This window comes from Hymenobacter sp. PAMC 26628 (assembly GCF_001562275.1).
Lineage (GTDB): Bacteria > Bacteroidota > Bacteroidia > Cytophagales > Hymenobacteraceae > Hymenobacter.
In genome coordinates this window covers 230,680-243,314 of sequence record NZ_CP014304.1, presented here as the reverse complement: position 1 = coordinate 243,314, position 12,635 = coordinate 230,680, and the positions used below count along the sequence as shown (strand labels likewise).

Annotated in this window: 12 protein-coding genes and 1 pseudogene; 7 read left to right on the top strand and 6 right to left on the bottom strand. The window is 61.8% G+C overall.

Features of this window, described 5'->3' with window-relative positions; translation table 11 throughout:
• Positions 1–383: 383 nt before the first annotated feature.
• The 3 genes from ytxJ to AXW84_RS01440 form a co-directional block, all read right to left on the bottom strand.
• Positions 384–731, bottom strand: coding sequence for a bacillithiol system redox-active protein YtxJ (gene ytxJ / locus AXW84_RS01450; RefSeq protein WP_068227709.1), 348 nt, complete (start codon positions 729–731; stop codon positions 384–386).
• Between the two features lie 125 nt (positions 732–856).
• On the bottom strand, positions 857–1,213 hold the full coding sequence (locus AXW84_RS01445; protein WP_068227699.1) for a hypothetical protein: 357 nt from the start codon (positions 1,211–1,213) through the stop codon (positions 857–859).
• Positions 1,170–1,613 carry a hypothetical protein gene (locus AXW84_RS01440; RefSeq protein WP_157886749.1) on the bottom strand — a complete coding sequence of 148 codons (444 nt, stop codon included), beginning with the start codon at positions 1,611–1,613 and terminating at the stop codon, positions 1,170–1,172. Before AXW84_RS01440 ends, AXW84_RS01445 begins: the two co-directional genes overlap by 44 nt.
• Before the next feature lie 340 nt (positions 1,614–1,953).
• Between AXW84_RS01440 and AXW84_RS01435 the strand changes: the two genes are divergently transcribed.
• The 4 genes and pseudogenes from AXW84_RS01435 (at position 1,954) to AXW84_RS26465 (ending at position 4,998) form a co-directional block, all read left to right on the top strand.
• Positions 1,954–2,559, top strand: coding sequence for a M20/M25/M40 family metallo-hydrolase (locus AXW84_RS01435; protein ID WP_157886748.1), 606 nt, complete (start codon positions 1,954–1,956; stop codon positions 2,557–2,559).
• A gap of 632 nt (positions 2,560–3,191) precedes the next feature.
• Entirely contained in the window at positions 3,192–3,743 is a 552-nt protein-coding gene (locus AXW84_RS25650; RefSeq protein ID WP_236943219.1) for an ABC transporter transmembrane domain-containing protein, read from the top strand.
• A gap of 152 nt (positions 3,744–3,895) precedes the next feature.
• Entirely contained in the window at positions 3,896–4,099 is a 204-nt protein-coding gene (locus AXW84_RS25645; protein ID WP_236943218.1) for a hypothetical protein, read from the top strand.
• Between the two features lie 21 nt (positions 4,100–4,120).
• Positions 4,121–4,998: pseudogene (locus AXW84_RS26465) on the top strand (ATP-binding cassette domain-containing protein).
• A 9-nt stretch (positions 4,999–5,007) separates the two neighbouring features.
• Here the strand turns inward: AXW84_RS26465 and AXW84_RS24330 are convergent.
• Positions 5,008–5,493: a hypothetical protein gene (locus AXW84_RS24330; RefSeq protein WP_157886747.1), complete on the bottom strand. Its 486-nt coding sequence runs from the start codon at positions 5,491–5,493 to the stop codon at positions 5,008–5,010.
• A gap of 134 nt (positions 5,494–5,627) precedes the next feature.
• Here AXW84_RS24330 and AXW84_RS01425 point away from each other — a divergent pair, with 134 nt between their 5' ends.
• Both AXW84_RS01425 and AXW84_RS01420 read left to right on the top strand, forming a co-directional pair.
• Positions 5,628–5,894: a barstar family protein gene (locus AXW84_RS01425; protein WP_068227685.1), complete on the top strand. Its 267-nt coding sequence runs from the start codon at positions 5,628–5,630 to the stop codon at positions 5,892–5,894.
• A 126-nt stretch (positions 5,895–6,020) separates the two neighbouring features.
• Positions 6,021–8,495, top strand: coding sequence for a glutaminase family protein (locus AXW84_RS01420; protein WP_068227683.1), 2,475 nt, complete (start codon positions 6,021–6,023; stop codon positions 8,493–8,495).
• A 170-nt stretch (positions 8,496–8,665) separates the two neighbouring features.
• On the opposite strand, the gene AXW84_RS01415 is transcribed toward AXW84_RS01420, so the two are convergent.
• The gene (locus tag AXW84_RS01415; protein ID WP_068227680.1) at positions 8,666–10,708 is read right to left on the bottom strand and encodes an alpha-ketoacid dehydrogenase subunit alpha/beta; all 2,043 of its coding nucleotides are present in this window, start codon (positions 10,706–10,708) and stop codon (positions 8,666–8,668) included.
• 147 nt (positions 10,709–10,855) lie between these two features.
• Between AXW84_RS01415 and AXW84_RS01410 the strand changes: the two genes are divergently transcribed.
• The gene (locus AXW84_RS01410; protein ID WP_068227678.1) at positions 10,856–12,133 is read left to right on the top strand and encodes a M16 family metallopeptidase; all 1,278 of its coding nucleotides are present in this window, start codon (positions 10,856–10,858) and stop codon (positions 12,131–12,133) included.
• A gap of 106 nt (positions 12,134–12,239) precedes the next feature.
• Here AXW84_RS01410 and AXW84_RS01405 read toward each other — a convergent pair whose 3' ends face one another.
• Positions 12,240–12,581, bottom strand: a complete 342-nt coding sequence (locus AXW84_RS01405) for a hypothetical protein (RefSeq protein ID WP_068227675.1) — start codon at positions 12,579–12,581, stop codon at positions 12,240–12,242.
• Positions 12,582–12,635: the final 54 nt, after the last annotated feature.

The following is a 12,635-nucleotide window of genomic DNA, read 5'->3' as shown; positions in this document are numbered from 1 at the left end:
GTTGTCAGTTGTTCGTTGTCGGTTGTCAGGCTGCTTGTAACTAATTGAGTGCTTTAGGAAATCATTTAAATCAATCGGAACGTCATGCTCATCTGGTGTCCGCGTAGCCGAAGCATTGCTCCCGCAGCAATAATTAATGATTAGTGAAGCAGTAGAGATGCTTCGGCTACGCGGACACCAGATGAGCATGACCGAAATACAACTTCCTAAATATCTTCGACAACTAATAACAAATAACTGGCAACTTATTTATTTTGAATACTTAAAGCCAAGCGGCCGAGCACGCTGGGGCCCAAAACGGGCGAAGCGCTCAAAGTCAGGCCCCCGGATTCTGCTGGAGAAAACGGGGGCCCGGCGAATTGTGTACGAAACAAGGGCGGCGCCTAGCTGGCCACGGCGGCCTTCACGGCATCGAGGCGGATGCCCATGTGCGAGGCGTCGAACGTAGCTTCGCCATTTTGGATGAGCAGCAGCTGCGGCGACTGGTGCTGCACACCAAACTGTTCGGCAATTTGAGCCGACAGGGGGCGGAAGCGCAGCAGATCCAGGTAGTAAATTGGCACGTCGTCGAGGCCGCTAGCGGCCCACTGGCGCTCAATTTTGGCCTTGGCCGCGGCGCTGATGGAGCACGTAGTACTGTGTTTGAAGATGATGACGGGGTGCTGGCGCGATTCGTCGGCAATGGCCGTCAGTTGGGCCGCATCGGTGAGCGGAAGCCAGGGAGTAGACATAGAACAGGGTTTAAGTGACTGATTTATTGACCTTTTTACCAAGCCAGGACTGGTTGCGGAAATGCAGCCAGCGGCTCCCCAGCAGTGGCCGCGGCCAATAATTCTCCGCACCAACAAGCGGGCGGTTATTTCCTCTTACGGCCCAGGCTCAGAAAGTTTTTTTTGTTCTTCGGATTCACCGGGGCCCCGTGGCGGTAGTGCATGGCGTCGGCCCCGTCGGGGCGGGGCTGGTCGCCGGCGCCGCGGTCGAGGCGGGTGCGCGGGACGTCGAGGTGCGTGTCTTTGTAGGGCGTGGGCAGGCGGCGGCCCTCGCGCTGGGCCCGGCGGTGGGCGGCGTCCACGTCGCGCGCCTTTTGGAGCGTAATCTGGGCCCGCGCGGGAGCCGCGGCACCGAGGGCCAGCGCCAGCAGTAGCAGCCAGTCGCCGGCGCGGGGCGGCTTACTCGGGGTCGGCTTTGGCAGGCGCGGCGTGGGGCTTGGCATTGGGCTTGGGTTTGCGGTGGAAGAGGTTTTTGAACGCCTCGAAGGGCTTGAACGGCTTGCGGGGCTGCTTGTGCACGATGCGGCGCTTGAGCTTAGGCTTTTTCATAAGCCCGGTTTTCTTGTCGAAGTGCAGCTTGCTAGCCTTAGCGGGCTCCTTGGGCGCCTCGGTGGCGGTGGCCGCGGGGGCGGCGCCGGAGGCCACGGGGGCGTCGTCGGCGTCGGCTTTTTGCTTGCCGCGCTTGCCGGCGGCGCGGGCGCTTTGCTTGCGGGCGCGTTCGGCGGCCTTGCGCTGCGCTTTCAGCTCGGGCGAGGTGGGCGGCGTGGGCAACCGGTAGGGGTGGAACAGCCTGCACGAGCCCAGCAGCGCGCCCAGGAGCAGGAGGATAACTAAGCGGTTCACGGGGGGCATAGCATAGAATAAGGGCCGGAAGATAAGCACGGCCTAGCAGCGGCCGCGCCCTACTGGGGGCCCATCTTGGCGGCTCCCTATTTCATCTTGCCACCTTGCTATTTCGCCCCGCCGCCGGGCCGGGCGCGGGCCCCCGGCCGGGGGCGGGCACGCGGCTTTGGATTGCTGGGGGCCAGTGCGTTGCTTTGGTGCTCATTCCCAATTCGTCAGCTAATAGTTGTCGGTTATTAGGTTGCTTACAATTGCCCGGCAACCGACGACAAGCAACTGCCAACTCGTTTGCTTGGATGCTCATTCTTAACGCCTTGCTTATGCCCCCATTTCTACGCCGTTGGTTACCTTGATCGGGTTGCTACTGTTTGCCGTCCTGTACCTGGCGCGGGCCCCACGGCCGGTGCCGGCCGGGGCCCCGGCCACCGCGTTTTCGGCCGAGCAGGCGCTGCGCGAGGTGGCCGTGGTAGCCCGGGTGCCCCACAGCATCGGCACGCCGGCCAACGCCGCGGTGCGCGACTACCTGCTGCGCCGCTGCCGGGCCCTGGGCCTAACGGCCACCGTGCAGGACACCACCGTGGTAGTAGCCGGGGGCCCCGGGACCCTCACCGGGGCGCGGGTGCAGAACGTGGTGGCCCGCCTGCGTGGCCGCCTGCCCGGGGGCCCCGCCGTGCTGGTGCTCACGCACTACGACTCGCAGCCGCACACGCCCGGCGCCAGCGACGACGGCGCGGGCGTGGCCGCCGCCCTCGAAACCATCCGGGCCCTGCGCGCCGGCCCGCTCCTGGCCCACGACGTGCGCTGGGTATTCACCGACGGCGAGGAAATGGGCCTGCTGGGGGCCCAGTACGACTTCATTCCCCCGTCGGCTTACGACTACATGCACCAGCAAATGCCCCACAGCCAAGTCTACATCTGCTCCAACGGCTCTCATTTCGCCATGTGAGACGACCCGCAACATTGTTTACCCGTGCTGCTTAAGTTTCTGAAGGAGAACCCGTTGGTTTGAATACACTTTAACACCTACTATACAGTGGCTAGTAATAAAAACAGATTGACAGCACGGAAAAAATTCAGCAGGTGAACGAGAAGTTACACAGCGTTACTTCCTAATTATTGTACCTCCTGGAGAATCACTCTGTGTAAAACAATAAGTTACAACACAATTATTTGACTATGAAATCCAACCATCTTACTACCATAGTTATTATTTTATCTTTGGCAACTCTAATTTCCGGATTTGGAATAATGAACGTTATGGTAAGCATGAAATATGAAACAGAAAACACAAATAATTGCATATCTAATATCACCGGCCACGATTTATGCCTATCATTATTTTATTGCAAAATAAGCACTGTCATATTCCTTCTCTTGACCGTAATATTCATATTATTCGGAAACAGACTATTGAAGAAAAATTAATTTTTATGATAATTATTATTGGTAATATGATAAGACAAATAATATCGTGCAGTCAAAAAATGACATAATTTCTGAGTTGTTTTTATAACCCAATAACCCCGCCCCGCCCTAGCGCGTCTAAGGCAGCTACCGCCACACTGTAGCTGTTTGCCTATGAGCCTCTGGGAGATAATTCGCCGCCTCTACCCCTACGTACGGCCGTACCGGGGCCTCGTCCTCGGCACACTGCTGCTGACGCTGGTGGGCTCGCTGGCCGCGCAGGTGAATCCCTTCGTGCTGCGCTACACCGTGGACACGGTGCCGGGCCTGCTCACCCGCCACCAGGGCCTGGCGCAGGGCCTGCCGCTGCTGCTGGCGGTAAGCGCGCTGCTGCTGGGCAAGGAAATCATCAACACCGGCATCCAGTTCGGGCAGAAGTACTACGGCGAGAAAATTCGCATCAACGTCTCCACCCAGCTCTCGGCAGACGCGGTGCACAAGGTGCTTGGCTACCAACTCGGCTTCTACGCCGACAACGGTAACCAAACCGGCAAGCTCCAAACCCGCATCGACCGCGGCGTGGAGAGCCTGATGAAGCTGGTGCAAAACTTCTTCATCGACATCCTCCCGCTCTTTGCCAACGCCATTGTGGCCCTGGTGGTGATGTTTTTCGCCAACGTGTACGTGGGCCTGGTGGCCGTGGCGGTGCTGCCCGTGTACTTCTGAGCTACCGGCAGGCCGACCGCCTCAACGGCTCGCGTAGGGCCCTGCGCACCCTGCGCGAGGCCAAAAGCCAGGGCCTGGTCAACCTCATCGACTCGGCGGTGGTCATCAAAAGCTTCGTGCGCGAGGCCTAAGAGGAGGAAAAGCAGGCCCGCTTGCAGCAGGAATTGCAGAAGGCCCAGCTCGAAACCCGCAAGGTCAACTTCCGCTACGACGGCCTGAAAACCTTCACCGAATCCATCGGCGTGGTGCTCATCATCGTGCTCACGGCCTACCTGGTGCTCGACCGCCAGATTTCCATCGGCGCCATCATGTTCCACATCCTGCTGTTCAACAACGTGTCGGCGCCCATCCGGTAGCTGCACCGCATCTACGACGAGATGAACGACGCCCTCACCTACTCGGAGGGCTTCTTCGACATCCTCGACGCGGCCGACGCCACCGAGCCCACGGGGGCCCTATTGCCCGACCACCTGCGCGGCACCTTCGCGCTGCGCCACGTCGATTTCACGTACCCCAGCGGCACCCAGGCCCTGCACGACGTGAGCTTGACCATCGAAGCCGGCAAAACCACCGCCCTGGTGGGCCTCAGCGGCGCCGGCAAAAGCACGGTCATCAACCTGCTCTGCAAGTTCTACGCCCCCGACCGTGGGGCCCTGCTGCCCGACGGCAGCCCCTGGCCGACTACAACACCCACGCCCTACGCCAGCAAATCGGCCTGGTGCTCCAGAAAAACCACATTTTCAAGGGCACCATCGAAGAGAATATCCGCTACGGCGTGATGGACGCTGACCTAGCGCAAATCCAGGCCGCCGCCCGCCAGGCCTACCTGCACGAGCAGATCATGCTGCTGCCCAAGCAGTACCAGTCCGATGCCCAGCAGCTTTCCGGCGGCCAGCAGCAGCGCATCGCCATCGCCCGGCTGTTCCTCAAAAACCCGCCCATCATCTTCCTCGACGAACCCACCGCCTCGCTCGACGCCATCGCCACCGAGCAAATCAAGAACAGCCTGGAAGCCATCAAGCAGGGCCACACCGTGGTCATCATCTCCCACAGCCTCGCCCAAATCGTCGATTCCGACCGCATCTACGTCATGCAGCAAGGCCGTGCTGTGGAGAGCGGCACCCACGAAGAACTCTACGACCAGCGCGGCACCTACCGCGAAAGCTTCGACGCCTCGGCAAGGAGCTTAAATATTGAGAAACTAGCCCGGGTGATGGTAGACGACGGGGATGAGGTGGCCGATACGGCGGGGTAATTAGTAGAATTAATTATGCGGTAAATATTCATTAACCTCTACAGCAAACACTCCTGCAACATCGTGCGCAAATGCGAGTGCTTCGTCCATATCATCCCAATAGAACCGCTTTAAAACAATGCCCGCGGATGCGTTTTGCAATGACAGCATCACAACTATTTTTTCTATGCTCCGCGATTTACTATTCCAAACGCCCCAATTTCGTGTATCGCCCCCGCCCTCTAAAAATCGTTTTACGGTTACGCCAATAATAGGAGGTATTAGTTGCCAACGACCGAAGCGCCAACCAAATAGGCTATAGTATTTTCGATAATGCCGATGCTCCAAACTGACTTCTATTCCAGTGCGGGTGATAAGTACAATCAAGCAGGCGGCTGCACTAATTTCAATGCCAATCGTGGTATCTACACTGGACACAGATAACAAACAAAATAGACTTAGCGGAATAATTAGAAAATTATCCCCAAGTGCCGTACGAGTTAATATGGTATTCAAAGAGATTAAAAATTGGTATTCAGTTAAGATATAATCCCAATACAACGCGAGTTTAACGCAATGTAATTCGTGATCAATAATGACGCGGGGGCTGTGCCTGTGCTTAAGCAGAAAAAGAACTTTACAACCATTCAATGACCATCGACCTCACCAACGTCGACACCAAAGCGGGTTTTCACATGACGATGAAAAGCCAACTGGGATTTCCGGACTGGTACGGCGATAATTGGGACGCTTTCTGGGATGCAATTACCAGATTGGTCGAAATGCCGGATTGCTTGGTTTTGCAAAATTGGGAAACCTTCGCCCAGGCCTGCTCCAAGGACATGCAGATTTTGCGCCAGATTGTGGCTGATTACCAGCGGGAAGCACTGGGCAGGCAGATTCTGCTGGGGGAGTAGCAGTCGCCGGCCGCTGCCTAAATTGCCGCCCTCCTTTCCACCCCCGCACCGGGGGCCCTAAATAGCCAGCGGCCCACTAGCAGGCCCGGCCACTTGGGGCCCCGGCGCGCTTTACCCCTTCCGTAGATGCTGCTAAAAAAAGCTTCCCTCCTCTTGGTAGCGAGTGGCTTCGGCCTGGCCGCTGCCCACGCCCAAGCGCTGCGCCCGCCGGCGTACCCGCTCATCACCCACAACCCGTATTTCAGCGTCTGGGCGTTTCAGGACGAGCTGGCCGGGGGCCCCACGCGGCACTGGACCGGCGAAACGCAGGCCCTGGAAGGCGTGGTGCGGGTGGACGGGCAGGCCTACCAATTTTTGGGCAAGGTGGGGCCCCAGTACCGGGCCGTCATCCCGACGGTGCGCGAGCAGCCCTACCGCGCGCGCTACACCTTTAAGCGGCCCGCGGCGGGCTGGGAGAAGCCAGGGTTTGCGGCCGGCGGCTGGCAAGAGGGCCCCGCGCCGTTTTCGGACCAGCCCGCGCTGCACGGCACCGCCTGGACCGGCGGCAACGTGTGGGTGCGGCGCACCGTGCGCGTGGCCGACCCGCGCACCACCGGGGCCCTGAGCGTGCTCATGCAGCACGACGACGACGCCGAGGTGTACCTCAACGGCGTGCTGCTGACCCGCCAGCCGGGCTACAACAGCAGCTACGACCACTTCGCGGTGCCCGAAACCGCCCGCCGGGCCCTGCGCGCCGGCGACAACGTGCTAGCCCTGCACGCCAACAGCCCGCGCGGCGGCGAATACCTCGACGCCGGCCTCTACGAGGCGCTGCCGGCCCCGGGCGCGCTGCCCACGGCCCGCCAAACGGCCGTGGCCGTGACGGCCACCCAAACCACCTACACCTTCGCCGCTGGCCCAGTACAGCTGACCGTCAACTTCTTGTCGCCGCTGCTGCTGGACGAGCTTGAAACCGTGGCCCGGCCTGTTAGCTACGTGACCTACACGGCCACCGCCACCGACGGGCGCGCCCACCCCACCCAGGTCCTCCTAACTGAGGCCGGCACGCTGGCCAGCAACACCCCCTACCAAACGGTGGCCACCCGGCCCGGCCAGGCCGGGGCCCTGCGCTGGCAAGCCGTGGGCACCACCGCGCAGCCCGTGCTGGCCACCGCCGGCGACAACGTGCGCATCGACTGGGGCTACGCCTACCTGGCCGCGCCGGGCGCCGCCGCGCTCGGCACCGGGGCCCCGCAAGTTCTCAAAAGCACTTTTGCCACCACCGGGGCCCTGCCCGCCGGCGCGCCCCTGACGGGCCAGGCCCAGCGCGTAGCCCAGGCCGCGGTGCTTGACCTCGGGGCCGTGGCCACCGCGCCCGCCGAGGGCCACTTGCTGCTGGGCTACGACGAGCAGTACGCCGTGCAGTACTTCGGCCAGAACCTGCGCCCCTGGTGGCGGCGCGACCCGGCCATGACGATGGAAAAAGCCCTGCAAGCGGCCGAAACCGACTACGCCCGCCTGCGCCAAAAAGCCACGGCGTTCGACCAAAAGCTCCGCGCCGACGCCCAGGCCGCCGGGGGCCTAAAGTACGCTGACCTCTGCCAGTTGGCTTACCGCCAGGCCATTGCCGCGCACAGCATCGTGGCGGGGCCCAAGGGCGAGCTGCTGTTTTTCTCCAAAGAGAACTTCTCCAACGGCTCCATCGGCACCGTGGATATAACGTACCCCTCAGGGCCGCTGTTCTTGCTGTATAACAACGAGTTGGCGAAGGGCCTGCTGCGCTTCATCTTTGAATACAGCGAGTCGGGGCGCTGGAAAAAGGACTTTCCGGCCCACGACGTGGGCACCTACCCGCGCGCCAACGGCCAGACCTACGGCGAGGACATGCCGGTGGAAGAAGCCGGCAACATGCTGATTATGACCGCCGCGGCAGTGAAGATGGACGGCAAGCCCGACTTCGCCCGCGAGCACTGGCCCACGCTCACTAAGTGGGTAGGCTTTTTGAAACGCGACGGCTTCGACCCCGCCAACCAGCTCTGCACCGACGACTTTGCCGGCCACTTGGCCCGCAACGCCAACCTCTCCCTGAAGGCCATCATGGGCATCGCCTGCTACGGCCAGATGGCCCGGCAGCTCGGCGACGTCGCCACGTCCAACGAGTACCAGACCCTGGCCCGCGACCTGGCTAAAAAGTGGATGCAAATGGCTCAGGACGGCGACCACTACGCCCTGACCTTCGACAAAGCCCCCGGTTCGTGGAGCCAGAAATACAACTTGGTCTGGGACAAGGTGCTTGGCCTGAACGTGTTCCCGCCCGAGGTGGCGCAGCAGGAAATAGCCTTTTACCTGAAGCACCAGCAGCGCTACGGCCTGCCCCTCGACAGCCGCAAGACCTACACCAAGTCGGACTGGATCCTGTGGACCGCCACGCTGGCCAGTACCCCGGCCGATTTTGAGGCGCTTGTGGGCCCCGTGTGGCAATTCGCCAACGACACGCCCAGCCGCGTACCCCTCACCGACTGGCACGAAACCACCGACGCCAAGCAGCAAGGCTTCCAGGCCCGCTCAGTGGTGGGCGGCTACTTTATGAAAATGCTGGCGGACAAGCTGGGGGCTCCGTAGCGCACAGGCTTGACGGACCTTTGGGGCCCTAATGCCATCATTAAAAAACGGTCATGCTGAACGCAGTGAAGCATTTCTACCGCAGCAGTAAACCGAATTACTTGCGCGGGAAAGATGCTTCACTGCGTTCAGCATGACCGTGCTTTTCCATTGCCAATTCGGATAGTCTATTAATAGCCTTGCAGCCAGGCCAGGCGCTCTTTTAGGCGCTGCTGGGGCAGGAAATCGGCTTCGAGGGGCGGGGCGAAGGGGATGGGCGTGTCGAGCCCGGCTACGCGCTGCACGGGGGCGTCGAGGTGCTGGAAGCAGTGCTCGGCCACCCAGGCCACGATTTCGCCGCCCAGGCCCCCGGTGAGGGTGTCTTCGTGCAGCACCAGGAGACGGCCGTTTTTGGCCACGGTGCGGCGCACGGCTTTGGTATCCCAGGGCAGCAGGGTGCGCAGGTCGAGGATGTCGGCGCTGATGTTCAGCTCGTTGCAGGCCGCCAGGGCCCAGTGCACGCCCATGCCGTAGGTGACGATGCTCAGCTCGTCGCCCTCGCGCACCAGGGCTGCCTCGCCGATGGGCGTGGTGTAGTAGCCGTCGGGCACGGGGCCGCTGAGGCTGCGGTAGAGCAGCTTGTGCTCGAAGTACAGCACCGGGTTAGGGTCGTCGAAGGCGGCGCAGAGCAGGCCCTTGGCGTCGTGCGGGTTGCTGGGGTACACCACCTTCAGGCCCGGCACGTGGGTGAACCACGCCTCGTTGCTTTGCGAGTGGAAGGGCCCCGCGGCGGTGCCCGCGCCGGTGGGCATCCTGATTACTACGTCGGCGGCCTGGCCCCAGCGGTAGTGGCTCTTGGCCAGGTTGTTCACGATTTGGTTGAAGCCGCAGGTCACGAAATCGGCGAACTGCATTTCCACCATCGACTTCCTGCCGCGCACGCTCAGCCCCAGCCCGGCCCCCACAATGGCCGACTCGCACAGCGGCGTGTTGCGCACGCGCCCCTTGCCAAACTCGGCCACGAAGCCCTCGGTAATCTTGAACACGCCGCCGTACTCAGCAATGTCCTGGCCCATCAGCACCAGCCCGGGGTGGCGCACCATGCTCTGGCGCAGCCCGTCGGAAATGGCGTCGATGAAGCGCAGGCTTTTCGTTGTTGGTTGCTGGTTGTCAGTTGCTAGTTCGTTCGAAGAATCGTTTTTCGCACTGACAACAGGCAACTGGTAACGGCTTACGGCCGACGCATCCGGCGCGAAGGGCGCGTACACGTCGGCCAGTTCGCGGGCGGTGTCGGCCGAGGGCCCCGGGGCCGCGTCGGCCTCTTCCAGGGCAGTTTCGATTTCCTTTTTGAGCTGCTCGCGCAGGCTGTGGCGGGCGGTTTCGGTGAGGATGCCTTCGGCCAGCAGCCACTTTTCGTAGCGGTCCACGGGGTCTTTCTGGGCCCACTCCTGGAGCAGCTCGGCGGGCACGTACTTGGTGCCGCTGGCCTCCTCGTGGCCGCGCATGCGGAAGGTGAGGGCCTCTACCAGCACGGGGCGCGGGTTTTGGCGCAGGTCCACGGCTAGGCGGTGGATGGTGTCGAACACATCGAGGACGTTGTTGCCGTCTACCTGCACGGCCTCCATGCCGTAGGCGGGGCCCTTGTCCACAAACGACTTAAACCGGAACTGCTCGTTGGAGGGCGTGCTGAGGCCGTAGCCGTTGTTTTCAATCAGGAAAATGACCGGCAGCTGCCACACCGCGGCCACGTTCAGGGCCTCGTGGAAGTCGCCCTCCGAGGCCCCGCCGTCGCCCGAGTACGTGAGCGTGACGCGGGGCTTTTCGTCGAGCACATCGGCCAGGGCAATGCCGTCGGCCACGGCCAGCTGGGGCCCCAGGTGCGAAATCATGCCCACGATGTGGTACTCGCTGGTGCCGAAGTGGAAGCTGCGGTCGCGCCCCTGCGTGAAGCCCGACGGCTTGCCCTGCCACTGCGCAAACAGCCGGGCCAGCGGCACCTGCCGCGCCGTGAACACGCCCAGGTTGCGGTGCAGCGGCAGGATGTACTCGTCGGCCTCCAGGGCGAGGGTGCTGCCCACCGAAATGGCCTCCTGCCCAATGCCCGAAAACCACTTGCTGACCTTGCCCTGGCGCAGCAGAATCAGCATTTTCTCCTCAATCAGGCGCGGCTTCAGCAGCTCGCGGTACAGGTGCAGCAGGGTGTCGTTGGCGTAGTCGCGGCGGTCGAAGGTCATAAGGGAGCGGGGTGGGGCGGACGGAGCAAAGGTAGCGGCGGCGGCCGGCTGGGGCCCCCACCGATACCTTTGCCCGCCGGGGCCCCGGCGCGCCGAAATCTTTGGCCCGGCTTTGCTGTTAGAGACCAATTAAATTACTATTGCTTCATGATTAATTTCCAGGAATTTACCCTTGCCAACGGCCTGCGCTGCATCGTGCACGAAGATTTCAGCACCCCGATGGCCGTGCTGAACGTGATGTACGACGTAGGGGCCCGCGACGAGGACCCCGACCACACGGGCTTCGCGCATCTGTTTGAGCACCTGATGTTTTCGGGCTCGGTGAACATTCCCAGCTACGACGAGCCCTTGCAGCGCGTGGGCGGCGAAAACAACGCCTTCACCTCGCAGGACGTCACCAACTATTACCTCTCGCTGCCCGCCGCCAACCTCGAAACCGGCTTCTGGCTCGAATCGGACCGGATGCTGAGCCTGGCTTTTTCGGAAAACGGCCTGGAGGTGCAGCGCAAAGTGGTGGTGGAGGAGTTTAAGCAGAGCTACCTCAACCAGCCCTACGGCGACGTGTGGCTGAAGATGATGCCGCTGGCCTACCAGGTGCACCCCTACCAGTGGAATACCATCGGCAAGGAAATTTCGCACATCGAAAACGCCGTGATGGACGACGTACGCGGCTTCTTCAACAAGCACTACGCGCCCCAGAACGCCATCCTGGTGCTGGCCGGCGCCGTTAGTTTCGACGAAGCCCAGCGCTTGGCTGAGAAGTGGTTCGGGCCCATTGCCGGGGGCCCCGCCTACGTGCGCAACCTGCCCCAGGAGCCCACCCAAACCCAGGCCCGCACCCAAACCGTGCAGGCCGCCGTGCCCCTCTCGGCCCTCTACAAAGCTTACCACGCCCCCGCCCGCCGCGACGACAACTACTACGCCGTGGACCTGCTCGCCGACATGCTGGGCCGGGGCAAGTCGAGCCGCCTGCACCAGCGCCTGGTGAAGGAGCTGGCCTTATTCAACAACATTTCCGCCTCCCTCACCGGGGCCCTGGATGCGGGCCTGCTCGTGGTGAGCGGCAAGCTGAATGCCGGCGTGGACCTGCACGAAGCCAACACCGCCGTGGAAGCCGTGGTGGCCGAATTCGTGGCCGCCGAAGTGGACGCTTATGAGCTGGATAAGGTGAAGAACCAAGCCGAGAGCCACTTAGTATTCGGCGAAATTGACCTGCTGCACCGGGCCCTCAACCTGGCCTACAGCAAGCTCCTCGGCGATGCCAACCTGGTGAACGATGAGAGCCGCCGCATCCAGGCCGTGGACGTGGCCGCCGTGCGCGCCGCCGCCGCCCAAGTGCTTCGCCCCGAAAACTGCAACACGCTCTACTACGAAGCCGTGGGCGAGCCCGTGGAAATGGAAGAGGAGTTGCTGGAAGCCGAGTAGCACGGCCGGTAATGCAAAATAGGCCGTCATGCTCGGCTGCGCGGACGCCAGATGAGCATGACGGCTTGATAATTTACCTGAAGGCCTCGTAATTTATTTACTTTCCTTACTTCCGGGCGGGGCTGAGGGTGCTGTTGCCGCCGGGGGCCCCGGGGGCAGGTTTCTTGGCGTAGTGCTTGCGCGGGGGCACGTCGCCCATGTAGCTGTCGATGTGCCGGTGGTCGGTTTGGGGCATGGGCATGCCGGGGGCCAGGTAGTAGTCGCCGCGCGACACTTCCAGCTTGCGCTTGCCAGCGCCGGTGGCCTTAAGGGTACCGGCGCGGTAGTAGTTACCTTTTTTGCGGCTGGCCTGGCGCACTGAGCGTTTATAATTCTTGGTGCCGGTTTGGGCCTGGGCCCCGAATAATACGGCGAGCACGAGGGCCCCGGCGAGGAAAGAACGCAGCATGCAGTACAATAATTTAGAATAAAGAAGTGGGCCCCAACCGTTAGCCAGAGCCCA